The following is a 26,056-nucleotide window of genomic DNA, read 5'->3' as shown; positions in this document are numbered from 1 at the left end:
ACCGCCGGACCGCCGCGCGGACCACCCGACACCGAACAACCGAACGCCTATGGGGAGTTGCCTGATGTTGGACGAGTACGACGTCATCGTGAACGGCGCGAGCATCGCCGGGACCACGGCCGCCATCCTCTACGCCCGGCGCGGGGCCAGGGTCGCGCTGCTGGAGCGCCGCGCGGAGATGGACGCCTACAAGGTCCTGTGCACCCACTACATCCAGCCCTGCGGCTACCCGGTCCTGGCTGAGCTCGGCGTCATCGGGGAGCTGGAGGCCCTCGGCGCCGTGCCGAACTCGGCCGACTACTGGACCCGCTGGGGCTGGATCCGTCCCGAGTCGCGCCTCGGCCCCGGCGTCCTGCCGCACGGCTACAGCGTGCGCAGGGAGGTCATCGATCCGCTGATGCGCCGCCACGCCCAGCGGACCGAGGGCGTCGACCTGCTGCTTGGCCACACCGTCAAGGACGTGCTGACCGAGGACGGACGGGTGGTCGGGGTGGCCGGGAACGCGGGAGGGGAGTCCTTCGAGCTGCGCGCCCGGCTCGTGGTGGGCGCGGACGGCAAGGAGTCCACGATCGCCAAGCTCACGGACACCCCCACCGAGACCGAGGAGAACAACAGGTTCAGCTACTTCGCGTACTTCAAGGGTCTGCCCCGGCCGACCGGCGGAACCGCGAAGGTCTACTACCTGGAGCCGGACAACGCCTACGTCATGCCCAACGACCAGGACACCACCGTGATCGCCGCGGTGCTCTCCAAGGAGCGGCTGCCCGAGTTCAAGGAAGACCTCGAGGGCGCCTACCTCCGGTTCGTGCGTTCGCTGCCGGACGCGCCCGACATCGACCGCGCCGAGCGCGTCTCCAAGATCATCGGGACGGTCAACTACCCGCTGGTCGTGCGCCGCTCCACCGGTCCCGGCTACGCGCTGGTCGGTGACGCCGCGCTCACCAGCGACCCGCTGGCGGCGGTCGGTTGCGGCTGGGCCCTCCAGTCCGCGCAGTGGCTGGTCCAGGCGACCGGCTCGGCCGTACTCGGCCGCGGCGACCTGGGGGCCGCCCTCGCCGGTTACGGCGAGCGCCGCAAGCAGCAGCTGAAGGCGCACGCCCACGTCATCTCCGACTTCGCCACGGTGCGCCCCTACAACCGCATCGAGCGGTTCACGTTCTCCGCCGCCGCCCGGGACGGCCAGATGGCCGAGCACTTCCACACCTTCGGGTCCCGGCTGATGAGCGTGCCCGACTTCCTGTCCCCGTGGGCCGTCGCCCGCGCCTCCTACGTCAATGGCAGGGCGCTGCTGCGCGGCGAGCGCTCCACGCCGTTCCGGCAGCAGGGGAACGTTCCGACCGGAGGAGCCCAGCGATGACCGGCGACCGTACGCAGCGCGGGAACGGACCCCGGCGCACCACGCGTGAACTCTGGGACGCGTGGTCGGCCGTGTGGAACGGCGACTTCGCGCTGGCCGAGGAGATCGTCTCCCCCGACATCCGGGTGCACATTCCCGTGCACGGGATGCCCGACCCGGACACCATCCGCGGCGTTCCCGCGCTTGTCAAGTGGATCTCCGCCTTCCGTTCCTCCTACGGCCCCGAGGCCAGGATCACCGGTGAGCTCGGTCCCTTCCTGGTCGGTGACCACGCCCTCGGCCTGTGGGTCTTCAACGGCACCTGGAACGGTGGTCGGCCCGCGACGGCCACCGCCGAGCCTGGCACGAAGGTCGAGTTCCGGGGCGTGGATGTCCTGCGAGTCGAGGACGGTCTCGTGGTCGAGTACTGGCTGACCGACAACCAACTGGACCTGTGGGCGCAGCTGGGCGCGGTTCCCGGGCCCCCACCCTCGGACGCGGAGGGGAAGTCCGTCGCCGAGGGGTCCGCCGACCCCGCGACGCCGAAGGGGCTGCGCGAGGCGCTGGCCCACCTCGCTCCAGAGCGCCACAGGGCCCACGTCACCCAGGCGGTCCTGGACGAGCTGGCCGACGTGCTGGAGGAGGAGCGGGTCAGTCAGGCCCAGGGGACGGAGAGCTTCCTCGACCTGGGCACCGACTCGCTGTCGGCGGTCGAGCTGCGCGGCCGACTGGGCTTCCTGTTCGGTCTGCCCCTGTCTCCGACCATGGTGTTCGACCACCCCACACCGCGGGCGCTGGCCGAGCACGTCCTGACCGAGGTCGGCGGCGAGCCGGAGGGCCCGGCCGCCGACGCGCTCATCGCCCTGAGCCGCCTGGAGGCCTCCGTCCTGGCCCTGGAGGGCGAGGAGGAGACGGTCGGGCGGATCGTCCGGCGGCTGCGCGCGCTCGTCGACACCCTGGAGCCCGCGAACGCCGCGACCGTCGATCCCGTCGGCGCGTCGACCAGCGAGGAGGACATCTACGCCTACCTCGACAGCAGGTTCGGACCGATCGGGTCCCACGAGCCCACCGCCGCCGCCCAAGGGAAGGAATGAGCTGCCATGACCAGTGAGAACGAGTCCAGGACGGCCCGATCACAGTCGGGGCGCGCCGGTGCGGACCAGACCGTGGACCGAGAGCGCCTGCTGGGCTACCTCAAGCGCAGCACGGCCGAGCTCCAGAACGCCGAGACCCGCATCCGGGAGCTGGAGGAGCGGGAGAACGAGCCGCTGGCGATCGTCGGCATGAGCTGCAACTTCCCTGGGGGAGCCCGCACCCCCGAAGGGCTCTGGCGGCTGGTGGACGAGGGACGGGACGCGATCACGCCGTTCCCGACGGACCGCGGATGGGACGTCGACGACATCTACGACACCGATCCCACCAAGATCGGCAAGACCTACGTACGCGAGGGCGGCTTCCTGCACGACGCCTCCGACTTCGACGCCTCCTTCTTCGGTATCTCGCCGCGCGAGGCCGTCACCGTCGACCCCCAGCAGAGACTCCTCCTGGAGTCGACGTGGGAGGCGTTCGAGGACGCGGGCATCCTCCCCGAGGACCAGCGCGGCGGGGACACCGGGGTCTTCGTGGGCATCATGTTCGACGAGTACGGCCTGCGGTTCCTGAAGAGCCCCGTCGAAGGCTTCGACGGCTACCTCGGCGTGGGAAGCGCGGGCAGCGTCGCCTCGGGCCGGATCTCCTACAGCTTCGGCTTCGACGGTCCGGCGGTCACCGTCAACACCGCCTGCTCCTCCTCCCTGGTCGCCCTGCACCTGGCCGGTCAGGCGCTGCGCCGGGGGGAGTGCTCGACGGCGGTCGTCGGTGGAGTGATGCTGATGGCCACCCCCTTCTCCTTCACCGAGTTCAGCCGCCAGCGCGGACTGGCGCCCGACGGGCGCGCCAAGTCCTACGCCGACGGCGCGGACGGCACCTCGTGGGCCGAGGGCGTGGGCACCCTCATCGTGGAGCGGCTCTCCGAGGCCCGTCGCCGGGGGCACCGCGTCCACGCGATCATCCGTGGTACCGCGATCAACCAGGACGGCGCGAGCAACGGCCTGACCGCGCCGCACGGGCCCTCGCAGCGCAAGCTCATCCTGGAGGCGCTGGCCTCCGGCGGACTGACCGCCGACGACGTGGACGTCGTGGAGGGACACGGAACCGGCACCCGGCTCGGTGACCCCATCGAGGCCCAGGCCCTCATCGAGGCCTACGGACGGAACAAGCGCAACGGCCCGATCCGGCTCGGCTCCCTCAAGTCCAACATCGGGCACACCCAGTCCGCCGCGGGCATCGCCGGCATCATCAAGATGGTCAAGGCCATGAAGCACGAGCGGATGCCGCGCACCCTGCACGTGGACCGGCCCAGCACCCTGGTGGACTGGGACGAGGGTAACGTCAGACTGCTCACGGAGGCCCAGCCCTGGCCGAGGGACGAGCGGCGTCCGCGCCGCGCGGGGATCTCGGGGTTCGGGATCAGCGGCACCAACGCGCACGTGATCATCGAGGAGCCGACGGCCGAGGACGGCTGGGCCGCACCCGCGGCGGACGCCCCGGAACGGACGGACGGCTTCCAACGGGAGGCGGCCCCCAACACGACGCCCTCGCCCGTGCCCTGGCCGCTCTCCGGCCGCGGCGCCGAGGCCTTGGCCGACCAGGCACGCCGACTTCTCGGGGAGTTGGAACAGGGCGGATCCGGCGAGTTCGGCCTGGAGACGGCGCGGCCGATCGACGTCGGCTACAGCCTCGCCACCACGCGCACCGCCATGCCGCACCGCGCAGTCGTGGTCGGCCGGACCGCCGAGGAATTCCGTGAGGGCCTGGCATCGGTCGCCTCCGGATCCCGCTCTCCCATGGTGGTACGCGGCCGGGCCCGCAAGCTCGGCGGCACCGCCTTCCTGTTCACCGGACAGGGGAGCCAGCGCGTCGGCATGGGCCTGGAGCTCGCCGCCGCCGACACCGCCTTCGCCGAGGCCTTCGACCAGGTGTGCGCCGCGCTGGACGTCCATCTGGAGACCCCGCTGCGGTCGGTGATCGAGGGGCCCGAGGAGCGGCTGAACCGGACCGAGTACACCCAGCCCGCGCTGTTCGCCGTCGAGGTCGCCCTGTTCCGGGCGCTGGAGCGGCGCGGCGTCCGCCCGGACTACGTCGCCGGGCACTCCATCGGTGAGTTGGCCGCCGCACACGTGGCCGGGGTGTTCTCCCTGGAGGACGCGGCACGCCTGGTGACCGCCCGGGGCCGCCTCATGCAGCGGTTGCCCGAGGGCGGGGCGATGCTCTCCGCGCAGGCCACCGAGGACGAGGTGCGGTCCGCGCTGCGCGGACTGGAGGACAGGGCCGGGGTCGCCGCCGTCAACGGTCCGGTCGCGATCGTCATCTCGGGCGACGAGGACGCGGTCGCCCTGGCCGCCGAGCGCCTGGAGGGCCAGGGAAGGAAGACCCGGCGGCTGCGGGTGAGCCATGCCTTCCACTCCCACCACATGGACCCGATGCTGGAGGAGTTCGCGGAGGTGGCGGCGGGTGTCGCCTACTCCGCTCCCCGGATCCCCCTGGTGTCCGACGTGACGGGCGCGCTCGCGGACCCCGCGGAGCTGTGCTCGCCGGACTACTGGAGCCGACACGTCCGGGAGGCGGTGCAGCTGCGCCGCGTCGTCGACACCCTGCGTGCCGAGGACGTCGACACCTTCGTGGAACTGGGCCCGGACGCGACGCTGACCGCGCTGACCCAGGCGTGCCTGGGTGACGGGCACGACGCCCTCGCCGTCCCGCTGTTGCGCAAGGACCGCGACGAGGCGGCCTCGGTCGCGACGGCCCTCGGCGAACTGCACGTGCGCGGCCACGGGATCGACTGGGAGGAGGTCTTCTCGGAGCACCGACCGCACCGCGTGGACCTGCCCACCTACGCGTTCCAGCGGACGCGCTACTGGTTGGACGAGCCGGAGCCCGCGGGTGACCTCGCGGCGGCGGGTCTGGACACGGTCGACCACCCCCTGTTCGGTTCGGTCACCACGCTGGCCGACGGTGACCAGGTCGTGTTCACCGGCCGACTCTCCGAGCGCTCGCACCTGTGGCTGGCCGACCACGTCGTCCACGGCGCGACGGTCGTCCCGGGCACGGCGTTGCTGGAGCTGGCCACCCGTGCCGCCGCGCACGTCGGTCTCGGGTCCGTCACCGAGCTGACCCTCCAGGAACCGATGGTGTTGCGCGGAGGCGAGGGACTCTACTTCCAGCTGGTCCTGGGCGCCGCCGACGAGGTCGGCCGCAGGTCGGTGACGGTGGGGTCGCGGCCCGCCGACGCCGACGACCAGACCTGGGCCCGGCACGCGACCGGTCAGGCCGAGCCCGGTGCGCAGGCCTCACCCTCCGACGGTGCCCTTCCCCCCGACGGCGCGGAGGAGATCCCGCTCGACGACCTCTACGAAGGTCTCGCCGCGACCGGCTTCCAGTACGGTCCCGCGTTCCAGGCGCTCACGGGTGTCTGGCGCTCTGACGGCGACCTCTACGCCGAGGTCCACCTTCCTGAGGAGCAGACGGAGGCCGCCGCCTCCTTCGGGGTGCACCCCGCGTTGCTCGACGCGGCCCTGCACGCGCTGACGGCGGAGGAACTCCATGACGGTCGGTCGTCCGGCAGCCTGCCGTTCTCCTGGGGAGGCGTGCGGGTGCACGCCGTCGGCGCGACCACTCTGCGGGTCCGCTTCGTACGACGGGGCGACGCCGTCACGATCGTCGCGGCCGACGGAGCGGGCGACCCCGTGCTGACCGTCGAGTCGTTCGTCGCGCGCCCGGCCTCCGCCGAGCAGATCTCCATGGCGCCCCGGGCCCCGGAGGGACTCCACCAACTCGACTGGACCCCGCTCTCCCTCCCGGAGGGCCGGGCTCCGGCGGCGACCACGTTGCTCCGCTACACGGACGCCAAGGAGCTGCGCGACGCCCTCACCGACGGGCGGGTACCCGACGTGCCCGGCACGGTCGCGCTGCTCACCGTCGAGGCGACGACCGGAGGCACGGCGGAGGCCGCGCACTCCGGTACGGCGGAGGCACTCGCCCTGCTCCAGGAGTGGCTGAGCTCGGCGCCGGAGACGGCACGGCTCGCGCTCCTCACCCGGCGGGCGGTCGGCACCGAGGTCGGGGAGGACGTCCTCGACCTCCCGTCGGCCGCGGTCTGGGGGTTGGTCCGCAGCGCCCAGACCGAGACGCCCGACCGTTTCGTCCTCGTGGACGCCGAACCAGGAGACGTCCCCGACGACCGGCTCTCGGCGGCCCTGGAGTCCGGGGAACCACAGCTGGCCCTGCGGAACGGAACGGTACTCGTGCCGCGCCTGGCCCGCGTCCGCGACCTGGACCCGGAGGTGACCGGGGCCGTTGCGTGGCGGGGAACCGTGCTCGTCACCGGCGGAACCGGTGAACTGGGCTCGCTGCTTGCTCGGCACCTGGTGACCGCGCACGGGGCACGCCGACTCCTGCTGGTCAGCCGGAGGGGTGCCGCCGCGGAGGGCGCCCAAGAGGTGTCCGACGACCTGCGCGCGCTCGGCGCGGAGGTGGAACTCGCCGCCTGCGACATCGCGGACCGCGGCGCCCTGCTGAGCCTGCTCGAGGCCATCCCCTCAGAACACCCGCTCACCGCCGTGGTCCACACCGCCGGTGTCCTGGACGACGGGGTGCTCACCTCGCTGGACGGGGAGCGGCTGGCCAGGGTACTCAGGCCCAAGGTGGACGCCGCGTCCAACCTGCACGAACTCACCCTCGACTCCGAACTGGGCGCGTTCGTCCTGTTCTCCTCGGTCGCGGGCACTCTGGGCAGTCCCGGGCAGGCCAACTACGCTGCGGGCAACGCCTTCCTGGACGCGCTCGCCCAGCACCGCCGTTCCCAGGGACTGCCCGCCACCGCCATGGCCTGGGGTATGTGGGAGCCGACCGGCGGCATGGCCTCCGGTCTGGCGGCGGCCGACCTCAAGCGCATGGCGAGGTACGGCGTCGAGCCGATCTCGGCCGAACAGGGCCTGGCCCTCTTCGACGCGAGCCTGAGCGCGGCCTCGCCCGCGGTCCAGCCCGTCCGGTTGAACCGCGCGGCACTGGCGGAGAACGCGCGGAACACCCCCTCGGTGCTGCGCGGGCTCGTGCGCCCGATCGTCCGCCGAGCGCGCTCCGGCTCCGTCACCGAGGTGCGGCCGGACACGCTGGGCGAACGCCTGGCCGGGGTGGTGGGGGCCGAGCGCCGAGAGGTGATCGTCGAGCAGGTCGCCGCTACCGTCGCCGGGATCCTCGGACTCAGCGGCGCCGACGCCGTCGACGCCGACACCCACTTCCGCGACATCGGATTCGACTCGCTCCTCTCCCTGGAGCTGCGCAACGCGCTCAACGAGGTCACCGGCCTCCGGCTCCCACCGACGTTCGTCTTCGACCACCCGACCCCCGGTGCGATGGCGGAGGAACTCGACACCCTGCTGGAGTCCGGACCGTCCGGGGGCGGCGGGAGCACGGCGGACGGCCAGACCCTGGTCGACCTGTTCCGAGCGGGCCACGAGAGCGGTCAACTGGGGAGCGCCGTCGATCTGGTGGTCACCGCGTCCCGGCTCCGACCGGAGTTCCGGGCGGGGGAGGAACTGCCCGTCCCCGCCCTGGTCTCCGGATCCGACGGCCAGGAGGGCGCCGTGGTCGTCTGTCTCCCATCGATGATGGCTATGTCGGGGCCGCACGAGTACGCCGAACTCACCCGGCACCTGGAGACGTTCGGTGAGTACGCGGTCTGCACCCCGGCGCTGCCGGGGTTCCTCCCCGGCGAGGCCCTGCCCGCGTCACTGGAGGCCCTGGTTGAGGGGCTCGCCGGTGCGGTCGGCGCGGTCGCGGCCGGTCGTCCGCTCGTCCTCCTCGGCCGGTCGACCGGCGGGTGGGTCGCGCACGCCGTCGCGCACCACCTCGAGGACTCCGGCACGCCGCCTCGGGCCCTGGTACTGATCGACACCCTCGCCACCCCGGTCGACCTGGGCGACATGGCCATGGTCGCGGACACCCTGCTGAGCCCGGAGAGCAGCGCGTGGGTCGACGACCACCGCCTCGTCGCGATGGGCGGCTACCTCCGGGCCTTCGACGGGTGGACCCCGCCGAGGACCGGAGTGCCGTCCCTGCTCCTGCGGGCCGACGAGCGGACCGGGACGCATGACCGGCCCCGCTGGGAGGGGGCCGACTCCACCGTCGACACCCCCGGGGACCACTTCACCGTCCTCACCAGCCACGCGTCCGAGACGGGCAAGGCGGTACACGAGTGGCTCGGGTCCCTTCCCGGTGGTTCGGCGTGACGGGGCGGAGCGCGGCGACCCTGGAGCGCGTCGAGTACCACGTACCGGAACGGAGGGTCGAACTCGCGGAGGTCGCCGGGGCGCTGGGGCTCACCAAGGCCAAGACGTCACTCTTCCGCAGGGTCCACGGGCTGCGCGAGCTGCGTGTGGACCCGGGCGGGGGACTCCTCGACCTGGTGCTGCCCGCCGCGCGTCGCGTCGTCGCGGATCTGGACGACCCCTCGTGCGTGCGCCACGTGGTGTACGCGCACGCCATCCACGAGGTGGCACCGGCGTCGGAGGCGACGGCCCGGCGGATCGCCGACGCCCTGGGGCTCAGGGACGCGGTCGCGTTCGCGCTGACCCAGCAGAACTGCGCGAGCGTGCTGGGCGCCGTGGACATCGCCGCCGAACTGCTCCGTTCGGCGGCGCCGACCGACCGCGCGCTCGTCGTGACGGGCGAGAAGCCGCACTCACCCCTCGTCCAGCTCCTACCGAACACCGCGATCATGGGCGAGGCCGGAGCCGCGTGCCTGGTCGCGGCCGGAGGGAGCGGGTCACCCGTGGTCGGGTACGCCACCCGGACGCTGGGGGAGTACGCCGACCTCGTGGGGCTGCCGCCCGACCGAGCGGCCGAGTTCGGCAAGAGGTACGCGCCGGAGCTGGCCGACGTCGTCCGACGCGCGGTGGACGACGCCGGACTGGCCCTCTCCGACATCGACCTGGTCGTCCCGCACAACGTGAACGTCATGTCCTGGCGCAACACCGCGGCCGAACTCGGCCTCCCGTTGTCACGGGTGTACCTGGAGAACATCCCCGTCTACAGCCACTGCTTCGCCTCCGACGTGCTGGTGAACCTGGCGGTGCTGCACCGGGCGGGACGGCTGCGGCCGGGCCGCGCCTACGTCCTGGCGAGTGTCGGCGCGGGGGCCACCTTCAGCGCGTCGGTGCTGGTCCACCGGTGGCCGGACGGCGGCGGGCCGGGCCGGCTCGCCGCCCTCGAGCACCGGACCACCGACCGTTCAACCATGTTCGCGGGAGAGAGATGAGTTCGCTGACCACGCTGGAGCACATCGAGGCCCATGCGCCCGAGCGCAGGGTGCCCATCGAGGAACTGGCCGGGAGCCTCGGGCTGAGCAAGTCCAAACTCCGTCTGTTCAAGCGCATCCACGGCCTGCGGGAGATCCGGTTCGACCCGGAGGTGCCGCTGCTCGACTCCGTTCTGCCGGCCGCGCGCCGGGTCGCCGCCGCAGTGGACCCGTCCCGGGTCCGGTACGTGATCTTCGCCCACACGACACAGGCGCTGGCGCCGCCACTGGTCGACACCGCCAGGGAGATCCGCGACGCGCTGGGCCTGGACCACGCCGAGGCGTTCGCGGTGAGCCAGCAGAACTGCGCCAGCGGCATGGCCGCGGTCGACGTCGCGGCCCAGCTGCTGCGCGCGTTCGGTGACCCCGACGCGCGGGCCCTGGTCGTCACCGGGGAGAAGGCATTCTCCCCGAAGGTGCAGCTCATCGAGGACATCGCGATCATGGGCGATGCCTCGGCGGCCTGCCTGGTCGGTGTCGACGGACCGGGAGACCGCGTCCTCTCCTACGTGACGCACACACGGGGCGAGTTCTCCGCCTCGATGCTGCTGGACGAGGAGCGCGCGCTGCGCTTCACCAAGGTCTACGCGCCGGAGCTGGCCGAGGTCATCCGGCGCGCGGTGGCCGAGGCCGGGCTGACCCTCTCCGACATCGACCTGGTCGTCCCGCACAACGTCAACATGCAGTCCTGGCGGCAGACCATCACGGAGTTGGGCATCGACCGGAACCAGGTCTTCCTGGAGAACATCGAGCGCTTCGGCCACTGCTTCGCCTCCGACGTCTTCCTCAACTACGCCACGCTGCGCGACGCGGGCCGCCTCGTGTCCGGACGCAACTACCTCTTCGCGACCGTCGGCCTGGGCGCGACCTTCGCCGCGATGGCGATCACTCACGAAGGACGGTGAAGGACGATGAGCGACACCTACACGCGGCGTCTGAAGCGATCCCTGACCGGGGACGCGGACGCCAGGTTCGTCTGGTTGTGCAACTTCGAGGTGGAGAACGAGTGGGCGCGGGCGTACCGCGGGCTTCCGGCGGCCCGGCTCTCCCCGACCGCCGCCACCGTACGGAGGATGGAGGAGCTCGGCGCCCTGCTGGCCGAACCGGCCGACCACCTCCTCCTGGGGCAGGACATCGACGCCGACTACCGGTCCTACGCGGAGGACCTGGGGTTCACCCTCCCCGGTGAGGTGGTCGCCCCGGCGGAGGCCGGGGCCGAGACGAGCGCCGCGGTGTTGGACTCACCGGAGACGCTCCGGCGGCTGTCCGAACTCGCGACGGAGGGCGCCTACCTCATGCCGATGGGCACCTCGGTCCTGGAACAGCGGATCGCGGAGCGCACCGGACTGCGGCTCGCCACCCCCGACGCCGCCACCTGCGAACGGGTGAACAGCAAGGTCTACAGCCGTCGGCTGACCGAGGAGCTGGGCCTGCGCTCCATCCCCGGGTTCAGCTGCGCGACCTCCGCCGACCTCCGCACCGCGCTCACCTCGCCGCTGGCGCGGGAGCACACGACGATCGTGAAGGACTCCTACGGGGTCTCCGGCAAGGGCTTGGTCATCGTGGACTCCGAGCGCAAGGCCAACCGCCTGCTGCGCATGGTCGAGCAGCGCACCGAACGCTCCGGTGACGACCGGCTGGACGTGGTCGTCGAACAGCTCATCCCCAAGCGGTTCGACCTGAACTACCAGATCACCGTCTCCCGGGACGGCCGGACCCACCTCGACTTCATCAAGCAGGCGCTGGTCGAGGGCGGCGTGCACAAGGGCCACCTGATGCCAGCCGACCTGGACGGCGCCCAGCGCGCCGAACTGGAGGAGGCGGCCCACGCGATCGGCTCCCGGCTGTACGCCGAGGGCTTCTTCGGGGTCGTCGGCATCGACGCCCTCCTCTCGGCCGACGGCGAGGTGTACCCGGTCCTGGAGATCAACGCCCGGCTCAACATGTCCACCTACCAGGGACAGGTGACCGAGCGCTTCCAGCATCCCGAGGGGGTCGCGCTGGCCCGGCACTACGGGCTGCGGCCGACCGGACGAGTCCCGTTCCCCCGGCTCCGGGAGGCCCTGGACACCGCGTCCGGCGTGCCGGGGGACGGCCACGGAGTCGCCGTCACCTGCTTCGGGACGGTGAACGCCCAGGCCAAGGAGGACGAGGCGTTCGAGGGTCGGCTCTACACCGTGCTGTTCGCCCGTGACCGGGAGGAGCTGCACAAGTTGGACAGCGGGGTCGAAGAGGCCCTCGAACAGATCAACGCCAAGGAGCAGACGTGACCGAGAGCGAGTTCACGGTACAGGGCCTTCCGGTCTCCGAGATCGCCGCCGAGTTCGGGACCCCCCTCTACCTCTACGACGGAGAGGTCCTGCGCGACACCTACCAGGGGCTGCGCGACCGGCTGCACCCCGCAGTCGACATACTCCTGTCCCTGAAGGCGAATCCGAACATCAGCGTGTGCGCCCAGCTCGGTTCGTTGGGTGCGGGCGCCGAGGTCTCCTCCCTGGTGGAGCTGCGCACCGCCCAGCGGGCCGGTATCGCGGCCGAGGACACCATCTATCTGGGCCCGGGCAAGAGTCAGGAGGAACTGGAGGCCTGCGTCGACGCCGGGCTGCACGCCATCGTCTGCGAGTCCCTGGCCGAGCTGACCGCCGTCGACGAGATCGCGGTGAGCCGGGGCAGGGACGACGTCGCCGTCATGCTCCGGGTGAACCCCGACTTCCACACCAAGGGGTCGGGGCTGGCCATGGGAGGCAAGCCCCGACAGTTCGGCATCGACCGCGAGCTGCTGGGTGGCGCGCGCGAGCTGATCAAGGGCCTGCGCAGGGTCCGCGTCGTCGGCTTCCACGCCTACATGGGCACCCGGTTCCTCAACCACGCCGACATCGTCCACAACACGCGCGAGATCCTCTCCATGGTCGAGTCGCTCAGCGAGGAGCTGGAGGTTCCGCTGGAGAGCGTCGACTTCGGCGGCGGCTTCGGCGTCGCGTACTTCTCCAACGAGACCGATCTCGACCTCCCGGCGCTCACCGACGGCATCAACGCCGAGGTGGAGCGCTTCCGTGAGGCGCACCCCGGGTGCCGGATCATCAACGAGCTCGGCCGGTACCTCACCGCGCCCTGCGGCGTCTACGTGGCCCGGGCGCTCTACGTCAAGGAGTCGATGGGCGAACAGTTCGTCGTCGCCGACGGCGGCACCAACCACCACATGGCCGCGGTGGGCGTGGGGAGCTTCGTCAAGCGGAACTTCCCCCTGCGCTCGCTGACCCGCTACACCGAGACCGCCGACACCGAGTACACGGTGACCGGACCGCTCTGCACGCCCAACGACGTCATCGGCAAGAAGGTGGCCCTGCCCCGCGTGGAGCCCGGTGACCTCATCGGCGTCGAGCGCTCCGGCGCCTACGGCCCCTCCGCCTCGCCGGGGAACTTCCTCAGCCACGGCTTCCCCGCCGAGGTGCTGGTCCTCGACGGGACCGCGCACCTGGTCCGCGAGCGGGACACGGTCGAGGACCTGATCGGCCCGCAGCGCCTGGTCACCGGCTGACCAGGCACCCCGGCTCCCGGCAGACCGAGGAGCCCAGGACACCAAGAAAGGAAGACAGCATGGAACGCAGCAAGGTGACCTCCGCGATCGAGACCGGGTTGACCGAGGTCCTGGAGCGACCGATCAGCGGGATCAAGGACGGCGACCGCCTCTTCGAGGACCTGGAGCTGGACTCGACCTCGGTCCTGGAACTCCTGATGGCGCTGGAGGACGAGCTCGACCTGTCCATCGACCCCGAGAGCCTGGACATGGAGGACTTCGTCTCGGTCCGCACGCTCACCGACTACCTGCTGTCCCTCGGAAGCGGGGAGTCCCCGGACCTCTCGGGCGCCGTGCTCACCGAACGGGAGGCCTGATGCCGGTGGTCAGCGCCGGTGCGGCCGTGGTCGACCCGCCGCCGCGCCCGTTCCACGACGACCCGAGCATCGTGTCCTTCTACCGCGACCTGGTGGAGCCCTTCGGCGAGAAGGTGGACGAGGAACGGCTCCGTTCCGGCCGCAACGTCTTCCACCGCGATCTCGTGGACGCCCTGGTGTCCACCGAGGGGATCACCGACCGGGGCGCCGACCTCGTCGTCGTCGCGCACGCGCTGCCGGACGTGCACCCGTTCACCGCCGTGGCCTCGCACCTGAACATGCTCCTCGGCGGAGGCGCGCAGAGCTTCAGCATCTCCGAGCAGGGACTCGCGGCGCCCTACACCGCGCTGCGGGTCGCCGCCGCCTACCAGCGGTCCGGTCGCGCCGACCGCGCCGTCATCGCCGTCTTGGAACAGACGACCCTGCCGACGGCCCACCCTCTGGTCGACGACCACTCGCTGGTTGACGCCGGTGCCCTGCTCCGCTTCGAGCGGGAGGGGACGGGCCTGCGCGTCGACCGCTTCGCGGACGCCCCCTCACCGGAGGCCACGGTCGAACGCCTGCGGGAGCTGGCCGACGCCGACCCCGAGGGCACCCTCCTGGTCGTCGGTCCGTGGGTGGACGCCGGAGTGCTGGACGCCGGGGGCGTGCCGGAGGACGGAACGGGCGGGTACACGGTCCACCGCGCGCGGACGGCCGGATACTGCACGGGTGTCTGGGTGGAACTCGCGCGTGCCCGGCACGAGTGGGCACGCGACCACACGGCCGTGGTCATGTGCGACGTCGACCCGTTGAGCGGCCGCGGCCACCTGGTGCGCCTTCGTGCGTGACGGTGCGGTGGCGTCGGGCGCGGAGCGGCGGACGCCGGAGGAAGGAAGGGACGCGTCGGCGGCGGGTGAGCCAAGAGTCGGGGTCGACGTCATGGACGCCGGCGAACTCGATCGCCTGCTGACGCGTCCCTGGTTCCGCCGCTGGGTCTACTGCGCCTCCGAGCTCGACGCCGCCGGTTCCTTCGGCTCGGCGCGTTCCCGCGAGTTCCTCGTCGGACGTTTCGCGGCGAAGGAAGCCGTGCTCAAGGTCCTCGGTACGGGTTGCTCCGCGGGCGTCACCCCCCGTCAGGTGGAGGTGCGTCGCGGCGACCTCGGGGCACCCGCCGTCCGGTTCACCGGGGCGGCCGCGCGGCACGCCCGTGCGGGCGGCGTCCGGAGCGTCGCGGTGTCCATCGCTCACAAGGGGGACAGCGTGATCGCGGTCGCCGTCTCCGTCCCGGGGCCGTCCGGGGCGGAGGAGGGAGCACGCCTGGCCGACGAGGCGCTCACCCGGGCCGTCGGCCCGGAAACCGGACTCACTACCGCAGGGGGTAGAAACGATGACCATCACTGAACAGGGCGCGGCCGTTCCGGCCGCAGCGAAGGGGGAGATCCTGGCCACCCTCCGGGTCCGGATGGGGCCCAGGGACGCGCACTACGGGGGTGACCTGGTCGGTGGGGCACGCATCCTCGAACTCCTCGGCGACCTCGTCACGGAGGTCACCATCCGCACCGACGAGGACGAAGGGCTGCTTTCCGGCTACGACAGCGTCGTCTTCACGGCCCCGGTGCACGTGGGGGACTACGTGGAGGCGACGGCCAGGCTGGTCGGCGGATCACGTCTGCGGCGGATCGTGGAGTTCTCGGTCGTGAAGACCATCGCCGCGCGCTACGAGGCGGGCAGCCGCACCCGGGCCGTCGTGGTCGATCCGCCGTTGGAGGTCTGCCGGGCCAGGGGTACGGCCGTGGTCCCCGCGCGCAGCGCGCGCCGGGCGGCGGGGGGAGCGTCGTGAGCGGGGGCGGTCCCGGTCCCGACCCGGGCAAGGAGTACTTCGAGAGGTTCACCGCCCTCTGGAACGGTGAGCTCGCCCCGGAGGAGGCCGCGGCGTTCGTCGCGGAGGACTTCGTCGTGCACAGCGCGGAGGTGGCGCCGTACCTCGGCGTCCCCTCCTCCGGTCCGGTCCTCGGCCGTGAGGCGCTGCTCCGTTGGATCACGGGTACCCGCTCGATGCTCGGGGACCTCCGGTTCAGCACGCTCCTGGGCCCGGTCCAGGACGGGGACGTCATCGCCGGGCTCTACCAGGTGGGCGCCGTGTACAACGGCGGCGCTCCCCGCGCCACGGCGGCACCGGGGACCCGGATCGACTACACGGGCATGGCCTTCCTCCGCCTGCGGGGCGACCGGCTCACCGAGTACTGGGTGATCTCCGACGGGCTGCGTCTGGCGTCCCAGCTGGGCGCGGTCACCCGCTGACCGGCCCCACCGCTTCGCGGGCGGCCGGTGCGCGCCCCACCGTCCGGGGCCGTCCGCCGCCCGCGAGCACCCATCGCAGTACCCGCGCAGTTCCGATGTCAACGACTTGGAGAAAGCATGTGTGGAATCGCCGGCATCGTCGGGTTCAACCGGGACCTCACCCGGCCGGAGCACCGCTCCGCGCTCGCGGCCATGACGCGCAGCATGGAGCTGCGTGGCCCCGACGCCGCGGGGGAGTGGGTCGACCGGGAGGTGGCCCTGGGCCACCGCCGACTCGCGGTCATCGACATCGAGGGCGGCACGCAACCGATGGTCGCCGACGAGACGGGCGGCCCCGTGGTCCTGTCCTACAGCGGAGAGGTCTACAACTACCGAGAACTGCGCAGGGAGCTGACCGCCGCCGGACACCGCTTCCGGACGGAGAGCGACACCGAGGTGGTCCTGCGCGCCTACCTCCAGTGGGGGCGGGCCGCGGTCGAGCGCTTCAACGGGATGTTCGGCTTCGCCCTGTGGGACGGTCGGCGCCGGGAGCTGCTCCTGGTCCGCGACCGACTGGGAGTCAAACCGCTGTTCTACGCCCCCACGGAGGACGGCGCCCTGTTCGGCTCCGAGCCCAAGGCGCTGCTGGCCCACCCGGACGCGGACCGCGGCGTCGACCTGGACGGCCTGCGCCAGATGTTCACACACGGGCGCCCGCCCGAGGACGCGGTCTGGCGCGGTATGCGCCAGGTCCCGCCGGGAGGCATCGTCACGGTCACCCCTCACGGTATCGAGCGCGACGTGTACTGGAGGCTCTCGTCCGGAGACGTCGAGGGTGACCCCGTGCACGCGGCGGGGCGGCTCCGTGAGCTCCTCGACGACACCGTCGAGCGCCAGCTGGTCTCGGACGTCCCGCTCTGCGTCCTGCTCTCCGGCGGCCTCGACTCCAGTGCGCTGACCGCGCTGGCCGCGCGCGGCCTGGGCGGGAGCGGTGCGACCGTGCGCAGCGTGTCGGTGGACTTCGCGGGCAGCGAGGCGGACTTCACCCCGGACGCCCTGCGCGGCACGCGGGACGCCGACTACGTGGCCGACATGGTCCGGCACGTCGGCACCGATCACCAGGACATCGTGCTGGACGGGCGCGCGCTGGCCGACCCCGGTCTGCGCCGCAGGGTGATGGCCGCGCGCGACGTGCCGATGGGCCTGGGTGACCTGGAGGCCTCCCTGTTCCTGCTGTTCGAGGCCGTACGGGAGCGCGCGACCGTCGCGATCTCCGGCGAGGCCGCCGACGAGGTCTTCGGCGGGTACGCGTGGTTCCACGTGCCGGGGATCGTCGCCGCCGACACCTTCCCCTGGTACAGGGTCTTCCAGCCGGAACCGGAGCAGGCCCTGGTGATGCTGGAGCCGGAGATCGCCCGGAGCATGTCCTTCACCGAGTACCTCGACCAGAGCTACCGCGAGGCGCTGGCCGACGTGCCGGTGCCCGCCACCGCCAGCCCCCGGGAGCGCAGGATGGCGGAGCTGACGCACATGCACATCACCCATTGGCTCCCCTACATGCTGGAGCGCAAGGACCGGATGAGTATGGCGAACGGCCTCGAGGTGCGGGTTCCCTTCGCGGACCACCGGATCGTCGAGCACGTCTACGCCACGAGCTGGGGGGTGCGCACGGCGGAGGGCAGGGAGAAGGCCCTCCTCCGCGAGGCCGTCTCCGACCTGCTACCGGACGCGGTGCTCAAGCGTGCGAAGAGCCAGTTCCCCCTGACCAAGAACGCCGACTACTTCCGCGAACTCCACTTCCAGGTGAAGGAGCTCGCCGCGGAGCAGTCCCTGCCCCTGTACGAGCTGGCCTCCCGGGACTGGGCCGTCGAGGCGGCGGCCACCGACCCCCTGGCCTGGACGCCCGGCCAGCAGCTCGCCGTGCACCGCTTCCTCGACCTGGCGGCGTGGTTCGACGAGTACCAGCCCAGCCTGCACGTGTGAGCCGGGACCGGGCGGCGGACCGGGCTAACCGAGGTAGTGGCCCAGAACCTCGCTGCGGGTCGGGTGCGCCGCCGCGTGTACTTCCCGGCCTGCGGCGGTGATGGAGAGGGAGATGGCACGGCGGTCGGAGCCCTGCATGCGCCGGGAGACCAGCCCGCGCTTGTCGAGTCGGGTGACGCTGCGGGACAGGCCGCTCTGGCTGAGGTACATGCGGTCGCCGAGGTCGCGCATGCGGACCTCGGCACCGCCGGTCTCGGCGAGGACGTCGAGGAGGATGTCCAGGACCTCGAAGTCAGTGATGCCGATGTCGTGCCTGGCCATGAGCTCGCGGTCGATCGCGCACGAGGTCTCGTAGTAGTCCTTCAGGAGTCCGCGCCACTGGCTGATCAGTTCGGCTTCGGTGGAGGGTCCGATACCAGTGCCGGCAGTGCCACGCGTGATGTCCATGACCTGATCCATGTACAGAAACTAGCACGTCGGACAGATGTATCCCAGAGCATTAAATGCTTGCGCATTAAATGCGAGCGCATGTAGGGTCGTGAATCGTGAGTACCGAAGCCTCAACTCCCGTCTCTCCAGAACCGACACCCACCTCGTCGGGCTCTCCGCCCGCGCAGGACGAACAGCGCTGGACCCCTCGGCTGGTGATCCTGCTCGTCATCCTCAGCCTCGCCCTCTTCCTCGACATCCTGGACGCGTCGATGGTCGCCATCGCGCTTCCCTCCATCGGGGCCGAACTGGGCATGGAGACAGCGCAGCTCCAGTGGATCGTCACCGGTTACGTCCTCGGTTTCGGTGGCCTTCTGCTGCTGGGCGGGCGCGCCGGTGACCTACTGGGACGTCGCAACGTCTTCCTCGTCTCCATGGCGGTCTTCGCCCTGGCCTCACTGGTCGGCACGATCGCCGTCGACCCGAACCTGCTGATCGCCACCCGGTTCATCAAGGGGATCGCGGCGGCCTTCAGTGCTCCGGCGGCGCTGTCGATCATCGTCACCACCTTCGCGGAGGGAAAGCAGCGCAACCAGGCGGTGTCGATCTATACCGTGTTCGGTGCCTTCGGCTTCTCCTCCGGGATGATCTTCGGAGGGCTCCTCACCAGCCTGGGATGGCGCTGGACCTTCTTCTTCCCCGTGCCGATCGCACTCGCGGCGGTCGTCATCGGCTTCTTCCTCATCCCGCGCGTCCGCTCCACCGTCAGGAGCGGGTTCGACATCCCCGGCGCGGTCACCCTCGCCGCGGCCATGCTGCTGCTCGTCTACACCGTGGTGACGGCGCCCGAGAACGGCTGGGCCCACCCGATCACGCTGCTGTCATTCGCCGGGGTCGCCCTGCTGTTCGCGGCCTTCGTCGTCATCGAGCAGAGGGTGCGCAACCCGCTGGTCCGGCTGGGGATCCTGCGCAACGGCGCGCTGCTGCGCGCCAACGTCGGCATGCTGACCCTGATCGGCTCCTTCGCCACGTTCCAGTTCCTGCTCACGCTCTACCTCCAGCAGGCGGTCGGGCAGTCCCCGATCCAGGTCGCCATGGCCCTGCTGCCGGTCGGTGTGCTGGTCGCGCTGAGCGTGTTCGTCGCCGGACGGATCATCGGCCGCTTCGGCACCGAAACGCTCATCACCGTGGGCCTGATGGCTCTGGCCGTCGGGTACCTCCTCTTCCTCAGGATCGACACCGATCCCTCCTACCTGACCATGCTGCTGCCCACCACGCTGCTGCTGGGAGTCGGCTTCGCGCTGGCCTTCCCCTCGGTCAACGTGCAGGCCACGGCCGGAGTGGCGCCGGAGGAGCAGGGGCTCGCGGCCGGACTGGTGCAGACCTCCGGCCAGCTCGGTGCGGCGATCTTCCTGGCGATCACGACGGCGCTGATCGCCGTTGACCACGCCACCGGAGAGGGAGCAGCGCAGGCCAGCGCCGACCAGATGCTGAGCCAGTTCCAGCCCGGTCTCTACGTGGTCGTCGGAGTCGGTCTGGGCGGCGTCCTGCTCACCCTCGTCCCGAGGCTGCTCTCGCGCGGCAGGGACAAGGAGGTCGAGCGCCAGGGGGTCCCGGGCTAGGCCCCCTCCACGATCCGGTCCTCCGGCAGGTCACAGCAATGCGCCGGCTCGCCTGTCGGAGGACCGACCCCCACCCCCGCCCCAGGAACGCCTCCCGTCGCACACGGCACGGTGGGAGGGCAGCGCGGCGCGCTGCCCGCGTCAGTACCGCGACAGCGGCTTGACCCATACCCGCAGAGGGGCGAGGACCGCCCCCGAGTACTGGAGAGATCCATGTCGTTACGGAACACGAAGGACTCGATCAGCGCGCAGGCGCTTCGGGACGCCCACCCGGACGCCTTCCTCCGGCGCCCCCTCGTCGAGGTGCCGCGTACTCAGGACCTGCGTTTCTGGAACCGCCCCCTGATGCTGTGCGCACTGCTGATGGCGACGGTCCTGGTCGTCTCCGTGGTGGGACTCGTCGTCGACGGGCGCACGGTGGCGGGCGAACCCGCCTGGCTCAAGCCCACCAAGTTCGCGATCTCCAACACCCTGTACGCCCTCACCCTGGCCTGGATGCTCAGCCTGTTCTCCCGCTGGTCACGCACGCTCTGGTGGCTGGGAGCGGTCATCGGTCTCGCACTGACCGTGGAGATGGTCTCGATCTCCACCCAGGCCGCCAGGGGGACGCGCAGCCACTTCAACTTCGCGACCACGATGGACACCGTCATCGTCTCCTTCATGGGCGCGGGCGCGTTCCTCCTGTGGACGGTCACCCTGGCCATCGCCGTGTTCCTCATCCTCCAGCGGAGCGCCCACCCCACCCTGGCCTGGGCGATCAGACTCGGTCTGCTGGTCGCGGTCGCGGGGATGATGATCGGCTACATCATGACCTCACCGACGCCCGAGCAGGCCCAGGCGCTCGGCGGGGGCCAACCCGCGCCGACGATCGGCGCACACAGCGTTGGGGTTGAGGACGGTGCCCCCGGACTTCCGGTGACCGGCTGGAACATGGACGCCGGAGACCTGCGCCCGGCGCACTTCGTCGGCCTGCACGCCCTCCAGGTGCTCATCCTCGTCGCCATCGCCGTGCACGCGCTCGCCCCTCGTTGGGCACCGCTGCGCCCCCTGGGCGCCCAGATCGGACTGGTCGTGACCGCCGCGCTCGGCGCCGTCGGCACCGTGGCGCTGCTGACCTGGCAGGCGCTGCGGGGGCAGGCCCTGCTCAGACCCGACGAGCTGACCCTGGCCGCTGGCGGCGGGCTGTTCGCGCTGGTCGTCCTGGTCGGCGCGGTCGTCCTGCTGGTCGGCTCGCGGCTCACGCGGGACCGCTCCGAGGTGACCCGGTGAGCGGCGGGCGGGGAACGGGCCCGGACTCCCGGACACCGCGGGGGGAACCCTGGGACATCCTGGTCCGCGAGGACGCTCCGCACCGGACGGAGATCCGTCCGGCCAGAGCCGACCTCCTGGGTGCCGGGGAGGTTCGGCTCGCCGTCGAGAGGGTGGCCCTCACCTCCAACAACGCCACCTACGCCTGGGCGGGCAGGTCCTTTCCGACCTTCCTGGGGGCCTTTCCCGCCCCCAGCGGATTCGCCCGGGTGCCCGCCTGGGGCTTCGCGCGTGTGGAGGAGTCGCGCCACCCAGGGGTCCAACCCGGCGAGCGCTATTTCGGGTACCTACCCATGTCCACGCATGTCACTCTGGGTGCCGAAGTGACTCCGCGCGGCCTCCTCGCCGCGGACCCCGACCACCGCGTCCACCCCTGGTACCGGGAGTACCGTCGGGCGGGGCTCCCCGACACCCTCGACGACCACCGCGTCGTCGTCCGCTCGGTCTACGCGGGCTCCTTCCACCTCGCGGACCTGGCCCTGGCCGACTGTGTCCCGGGAGTCCGCTCCGTGCTGGTCACCAGTGCGTCCAGCACCACCGCCATCGGGGCCGCCGACCGTCTGCGCCGTGAGTCCGACCTGCCCATCGTCGGCCTGACCTCCCCGGTCAACCTCGACTTCACCCGCTCCCTCGACTGCTACGACCAGGTCTACGCCTACGGCGAGCTGAGCACCATCGACCTGCCCATCCCCACCCTGCTCATCGACCTGGCGGGCGATCCCGCGCTGCTCGGCGCGATCTACTCGAGCTTCGCCGGTCGGCTGAACCACACGGCCCTCGCCGGGGCCACCCGCAGGGCCCGGGAGCCGCTCCGCGCCAGCGCGTTCCCGTCACCTCGCCCCACGCCGTTCTTCGCTCCCGACGAGGCGCTGCGCTCCATGGCGCGTGATCCCGACGCCTACCACCGGTGCTTCGAGGAGGCCGAGGAACGCTTCATCGGGACCGCGGCGAACTGGTTGGACATCCGCTGCCGGAACGGTCCGGAGGCCATGGCCGACACCCTGGCCTCCCTGCTCGGCCACGGCCGGAAGGGAAGCCGCGTGGCCAACGTCCTGGCGCCCTGACACCGTGTTACGTACTCAGACGACGACCTCTTGGCAGACCTCGATGAAGGCCTGGGTCCGCCGGATCGGCGCGCGGTCGGTGAGCTGGACGATCTCGATCCCGAGCCCCTCGGGTTCGACGTCCAGCTCCCGGGTGGCGTAGGGCAGGTCCTCGTAGCTGCGTTCCAGCACGGTGCGCTGGGTGAGCAGCGCGTTACCCAGGCCGCGGGCGACCAGGGCCCGGACCATCTCGAAGCTGGTCGTGCGGAAGCGTACGTTCGGGGTGAGTCCAGCCCTGGTGAACAGGCCCAGGAAGTACTCTCCGCCGGGCGGCAGGTCGAACAGGATCAGCGGTTCGGCCGCCAGGTCGGCCAGGCCCGGCCGCTCCTGCGCGCTCACCGCCCCGCCCACGGGGGCGAGGACGTACGGGGGGTCCGACCGCAGCGGGAGCGCCGTCACCCCGGTCGTGGCGCGTACCGAGGCCAGCTTGTAGTCGTAGGTGATGGCCAGGTCGATCCGCGTGTTGAGCAGGTCGTCCAACAGCCTCTCGTGCGCGGCCTCGACGAAGGAGAGCTGGACGTGGGGGTGGCGGCGGGAGAACTCCGCGATCACCCTCGGCAGCAGGATCGGCGCGATCGTGGCGTAGCAGCCGATGGTGAGCGTGCCCTCGATCTGCTCCCGTTCCTGTCGGGCGGACTCCCGGAACTGGTCGAGCCCGGCCAGCACGTTGTCGGCGGCGGCGATCGCCCGCTGCCCCGACGTGGTGAGCCGCATCCCCTTCTGCGACCGCACGAACAGGGTGATGCCCAGGGTCGACTCCAGCTCGGCCAGGGCGGTCGAGACCGCCGACTGCGAGACGAAGAGATCCCGCGCGGCGGCGGTCACCGAACCGCGCCGCGCGACGGCCGTCAGGTACTCCAGTTGTCGCAGGCTCACGTCCGACATGCCCGTCCCACTCCCGGTTATCAGTTTTTCTGATGGTGAAGTTCAGATCTATGTGTTGTACAGATCGTACTCCGCGCCCCGATACTCGTGACCCAGGCCACAGGCAGGGCGTCCCCCGGGCCCGTCCGTGCCTTGAGAACCGTCCCCAGGAGGCGTGATGACCGGTGCGACCCCGGATTCAGTGGACCGGAAGGACCTGCGGCGCAGCGTCTTCGCCGGAGCGGTGGGCGTCTTCGTCCACTGGTTCGACTGGGCCGTCTACGCGTATCTGGCCACCACGATGGCCAAGGTCTTCTTCCCCGAGCAGGACGGCACGACCGGACTGCTCTCGGTGTTCGCGGTCTTCGCCGTGGCGTTCTTCGTCCGCCCGCTCGGCTCGGTGCTGTTCGGCCACCTCGGAGACCGCTTCGGACGCAAGACCACCCTCTCGATCGTCATCATCTCGATGGCGGCGGGCACGCTCATGCTCGGGCTGCTGCCCACCTACGACTCCGTCGGCGTCCTCGCGCCGATCCTGCTCGTGGTCGCCCGCGTCATCCAGGGACTCGCGGCGGGCGGGGAGTTCGGCAGCGCCGCCGCCTTCCTCGCGGAGTTCTCGCCGCCCAAGCGGCGCGGCTTCGGGTGCTCGTGGATCGAGTTCGGCTCGGTCGGCGGCTTCCTGTGCGCGTCGTTCGCGGTGTGGGCGCTCCACGCGGCCTTCCCGGCCGAGGTCGTCCTCGACTGGGCCTGGCGGATCCCCTTCCTGCTGACGGTGCCCATGGCGGCGGTCGGCCTCTACATCCGCCTGAAGATCGAGGACACGCCCGAGTACCGCGCGCTGGAGGACATGAACAACGTCCCGAGCCAGCCGGTCGTGGAGGTGTTCCGCTCCAACGGGAAGCAGTTCCTCCAGACCGTCGGCATCGAGACCTTCATGAACTCGACCTTCTACATCGTCCTCGTGTACCTGATCACCTACCAGGAGGAGATCGTGGGGGTCCCGGCCGACCGGGCGGCCCTGCTCTCCGCCGCGGCCTCGGTGGTCGCCATGGGCGTGATCCCGCTGTCGGGCATGATCTCCGACCGGGTGGGCCGCAAGCCGGTGCTGTACACCGCCGCCGGCGCGATGATCATCGGCGCGGTGCCCCTCTTCCTGCTGATGCAGGCGAACACGTCGTGGGCGGCCTTCCTCGCCACCTTCGGGCTGGCGGTGATCCTGGCGATCATCCTCGGCACGCACGCGTCGACCGTGGCGGAGCTCTTCCCGACCCGGACCCGGCAGAGCGGACTGTCCATGGCCTACAGCGTGGCGGGCGCCTTCTTCGCGGGAACCCTGCCGTACCTGATGACCTGGCTGATCTCGCTCACGGGCAGCTCCATGGTCCCCGGCTTCACGATGATCGTGATCGGCGTCATCGGCGCCGTCACCCTGCGGACCATGCCCGAGACCAGGGGCTCCGACCTTCTGCACGAGAGCGACCGCGCGCGGGTCTGACCCGTTCCCGGCCCCGTGCCCGGGGCTCGCGCCGACGAGCCCCCCCCGTACCTCGCAACCGTCCATGGGAGTGGAGAGCAGTATGTCCGTTGAGGAGATCGAAGCCGTCGTCGTCGGAGGGGGGCAGGCCGGGATCGCGATGAGCGAGCACCTGCGCGACCGCCGGATTCCGCACGTCGTCCTCGAACGGCACCGCGTCGCGGAGCGCTGGCGTTCGGAGCGGTGGGACTCGCTGGTCACCAACGGGCCCGTCTGGCACGACCGGTTCCCCGGCATGGAGTTCGACGGCCTCGGCCCCGAGGACTTCGCCACGAAGGAACAGGTGGCGGACTACCTCACCGCCTACGCGGAGATGATCGGCGCCCCGCTGCGCTGCGGGGTCGAGGTGACCTCGGTGCGCAGGCACGAGGGCCGCCGGGGCTTTCGCGTGGAGACCTCCGGCGGCGACTACGACGCGCGTTACGTCGTGGCCGCCACCGGACCGTTCCAGCGCCCGGTGATCCCGGCCATCGTCCCCGAGGGGCAGGTCCCGGCGCAGATCCACTCCAGCGGTTACCGCAACCCCGCGCAGCTGCCCGAGGGCGGCGTCCTCGTGGTCGGGGCCGGGTCGTCGGGCGTTCAGATCGCGGACGAACTCCGCGCCTCCGGACGCTCGGTGTACCTCTCCGTCGGTCCGCACGACCGTCCCCCGCGCCGGTACCGGGGACACGACTTCGTCTGGTGGCTGGGCGTGCTCGGCAAGTGGGAGGCCTCGACCCCGCCCCAGGGCGCCGAGCACGTGACGATCGCGGTCAGCGGCGCGCACGGAGGCCACACCGTGGACTTCCGTGCCCTGGCGGAGCGGGGCGTCACCCTCGTCGGCCGGACCGAGGCCCACGACGGCGGCACCGTCCGCTTCGCCCCCGACCTGCGCGACAACATCGCCGGTGGCGACGCCAACTACCTGTCGCTGCTGGACGAGGCCGACGCCTACGTCGCCCGCAACGGCCTCGACCTGCCGGAGGAGCCGGAGGCCAGGGTCCTGGGGGACCTCCCGGCCTCGGTGACCGACCCCATCCGCGAACTCGACCTCGCCGCCGCCGGGGTCACCTCGGTCGTGTGGGCCACCGGCTTCACCGCCGACTACGGCTGGCTGCCCGCGAACGCCTGCGACGAACACGGCAGGCCCCGGCACCAGCGAGGGGTCTCCGGCGAGCCCGGCGTCTACTTCGTGGGGCTGCCCTGGCAGTCGCGCCGGGGATCGAGCTTCCTCTGGGGCGCCTGGCACGACGCGAGCTACGTGGCCGACCAGATCTCCATCCAGAGGGGATACATGGAACACAACGACGCCCACCCGCGCCTGACCCACGTCCAGAGGTGAGAGCA

The 26,056-nt window shown here is 71.4% G+C and carries 20 protein-coding genes; 18 read left to right on the top strand and 2 right to left on the bottom strand.

The window, feature by feature from the left end:
- Positions 1 to 64: 64 nt before the first annotated feature.
- From AC0VYL_RS18075 to asnB, 13 genes are all read left to right on the top strand, one after another.
- Positions 65 to 1,357, top strand: coding sequence for an NAD(P)/FAD-dependent oxidoreductase (locus AC0VYL_RS18075; RefSeq protein WP_475480955.1), 1,293 nt, complete (start codon positions 65 to 67; stop codon positions 1,355 to 1,357).
- Positions 1,354 to 2,430, top strand: a complete 1,077-nt coding sequence (locus tag AC0VYL_RS18070) for a phosphopantetheine-binding protein (protein ID WP_475480954.1) — start codon at positions 1,354 to 1,356, stop codon at positions 2,428 to 2,430. Before AC0VYL_RS18075 ends, AC0VYL_RS18070 begins: the two co-directional genes overlap by 4 nt.
- Positions 2,431 to 2,436: 6 nt before the next feature.
- The gene (locus AC0VYL_RS18065; protein ID WP_475480953.1) at positions 2,437 to 8,664 is read left to right on the top strand and encodes an SDR family NAD(P)-dependent oxidoreductase; all 6,228 of its coding nucleotides are present in this window, start codon (positions 2,437 to 2,439) and stop codon (positions 8,662 to 8,664) included.
- Positions 8,661 to 9,692, top strand: a complete 1,032-nt coding sequence (locus tag AC0VYL_RS18060; RefSeq protein ID WP_475480952.1) for a 3-oxoacyl-ACP synthase III family protein — start codon at positions 8,661 to 8,663, stop codon at positions 9,690 to 9,692. Before AC0VYL_RS18065 ends, AC0VYL_RS18060 begins: the two co-directional genes overlap by 4 nt.
- Positions 9,689 to 10,636 (top strand): 3-oxoacyl-ACP synthase III family protein, encoded by a 948-nt coding sequence (locus tag AC0VYL_RS18055; RefSeq protein ID WP_475480951.1) that lies wholly within the window; start codon positions 9,689 to 9,691, stop codon positions 10,634 to 10,636. The genes AC0VYL_RS18060 and AC0VYL_RS18055 overlap by 4 nt, the downstream gene beginning before the upstream one ends.
- A gap of 6 nt (positions 10,637 to 10,642) precedes the next feature.
- Positions 10,643 to 12,001: a preATP grasp domain-containing protein gene (locus AC0VYL_RS18050; RefSeq protein ID WP_475480950.1), complete on the top strand. Its 1,359-nt coding sequence runs from the start codon at positions 10,643 to 10,645 to the stop codon at positions 11,999 to 12,001.
- Complete coding sequence (locus AC0VYL_RS18045; RefSeq protein WP_475480949.1) at positions 11,998 to 13,269, top strand: type III PLP-dependent enzyme; 1,272 nt, start codon at positions 11,998 to 12,000, stop codon at positions 13,267 to 13,269. Before AC0VYL_RS18050 ends, AC0VYL_RS18045 begins: the two co-directional genes overlap by 4 nt.
- Before the next feature lie 59 nt (positions 13,270 to 13,328).
- Positions 13,329 to 13,625: an acyl carrier protein gene (locus tag AC0VYL_RS18040; protein ID WP_475480948.1), complete on the top strand. Its 297-nt coding sequence runs from the start codon at positions 13,329 to 13,331 to the stop codon at positions 13,623 to 13,625.
- Positions 13,625 to 14,455, top strand: a complete 831-nt coding sequence (locus AC0VYL_RS18035) for a hypothetical protein (protein WP_475480947.1) — start codon at positions 13,625 to 13,627, stop codon at positions 14,453 to 14,455. The genes AC0VYL_RS18040 and AC0VYL_RS18035 overlap by 1 nt, the downstream gene beginning before the upstream one ends.
- Positions 14,448 to 15,008, top strand: coding sequence for a holo-ACP synthase (locus AC0VYL_RS18030; protein WP_475480946.1), 561 nt, complete (start codon positions 14,448 to 14,450; stop codon positions 15,006 to 15,008). Before AC0VYL_RS18035 ends, AC0VYL_RS18030 begins: the two co-directional genes overlap by 8 nt.
- The gene (locus AC0VYL_RS18025) at positions 14,995 to 15,447 is read left to right on the top strand and encodes a 3-aminobutyryl-CoA ammonia lyase (RefSeq protein WP_475480945.1); all 453 of its coding nucleotides are present in this window, start codon (positions 14,995 to 14,997) and stop codon (positions 15,445 to 15,447) included. The genes AC0VYL_RS18030 and AC0VYL_RS18025 overlap by 14 nt, the downstream gene beginning before the upstream one ends.
- Positions 15,444 to 15,908, top strand: coding sequence for an ester cyclase (locus AC0VYL_RS18020; RefSeq protein ID WP_475480944.1), 465 nt, complete (start codon positions 15,444 to 15,446; stop codon positions 15,906 to 15,908). The genes AC0VYL_RS18025 and AC0VYL_RS18020 overlap by 4 nt, the downstream gene beginning before the upstream one ends.
- A gap of 117 nt (positions 15,909 to 16,025) precedes the next feature.
- Positions 16,026 to 17,870, top strand: coding sequence for an asparagine synthase (glutamine-hydrolyzing) (gene asnB, locus AC0VYL_RS18015; protein ID WP_475480943.1), 1,845 nt, complete (start codon positions 16,026 to 16,028; stop codon positions 17,868 to 17,870).
- A gap of 24 nt (positions 17,871 to 17,894) precedes the next feature.
- Here asnB and AC0VYL_RS18010 read toward each other — a convergent pair whose 3' ends face one another.
- The gene (locus tag AC0VYL_RS18010; RefSeq protein WP_475480942.1) at positions 17,895 to 18,317 is read right to left on the bottom strand and encodes a MarR family winged helix-turn-helix transcriptional regulator; all 423 of its coding nucleotides are present in this window, start codon (positions 18,315 to 18,317) and stop codon (positions 17,895 to 17,897) included.
- Positions 18,318 to 18,415: 98 nt separating this feature from the next.
- On the opposite strand from AC0VYL_RS18010, the gene AC0VYL_RS18005 reads away from it, so the two are divergent.
- The 3 genes from AC0VYL_RS18005 to AC0VYL_RS17995 all read left to right on the top strand — a co-directional run bounded on the left by AC0VYL_RS18005 (position 18,416) and on the right by AC0VYL_RS17995 (position 22,293).
- On the top strand, positions 18,416 to 19,921 hold the full coding sequence (locus AC0VYL_RS18005; RefSeq protein ID WP_475480941.1) for an MFS transporter: 1,506 nt from the start codon (positions 18,416 to 18,418) through the stop codon (positions 19,919 to 19,921).
- A gap of 213 nt (positions 19,922 to 20,134) precedes the next feature.
- Complete coding sequence (locus AC0VYL_RS18000) at positions 20,135 to 21,190, top strand: hypothetical protein (protein ID WP_475480940.1); 1,056 nt, start codon at positions 20,135 to 20,137, stop codon at positions 21,188 to 21,190.
- Complete coding sequence (locus AC0VYL_RS17995) at positions 21,187 to 22,293, top strand: DUF2855 family protein (RefSeq protein ID WP_475480939.1); 1,107 nt, start codon at positions 21,187 to 21,189, stop codon at positions 22,291 to 22,293. Before AC0VYL_RS18000 ends, AC0VYL_RS17995 begins: the two co-directional genes overlap by 4 nt.
- 15 nt (positions 22,294 to 22,308) lie before the next feature.
- Here AC0VYL_RS17995 and AC0VYL_RS17990 read toward each other — a convergent pair whose 3' ends face one another.
- Positions 22,309 to 23,217, bottom strand: a complete 909-nt coding sequence (locus AC0VYL_RS17990) for a LysR substrate-binding domain-containing protein (RefSeq protein WP_475480938.1) — start codon at positions 23,215 to 23,217, stop codon at positions 22,309 to 22,311.
- Between the two features lie 157 nt (positions 23,218 to 23,374).
- On the opposite strand from AC0VYL_RS17990, the gene AC0VYL_RS17985 reads away from it, so the two are divergent.
- Together AC0VYL_RS17985 and AC0VYL_RS17980 are read left to right on the top strand one after the other, a co-directional pair.
- A complete protein-coding gene (locus AC0VYL_RS17985; protein ID WP_475454300.1) occupies positions 23,375 to 24,691 on the top strand; it encodes an MFS transporter in 1,317 nt (438 codons plus the stop codon).
- Between the two features lie 82 nt (positions 24,692 to 24,773).
- The gene (locus AC0VYL_RS17980; RefSeq protein ID WP_475480937.1) at positions 24,774 to 26,051 is read left to right on the top strand and encodes a flavin-containing monooxygenase; all 1,278 of its coding nucleotides are present in this window, start codon (positions 24,774 to 24,776) and stop codon (positions 26,049 to 26,051) included.
- Positions 26,052 to 26,056 lie beyond the last annotated feature (5 nt).

The sequence above is a fragment of the Nocardiopsis sp. iso_238 genome (assembly GCF_056173325.1).
Note: the sequence above shows the minus strand (reverse complement) of the source record. Positions and strands in the feature narration are given on the sequence as shown.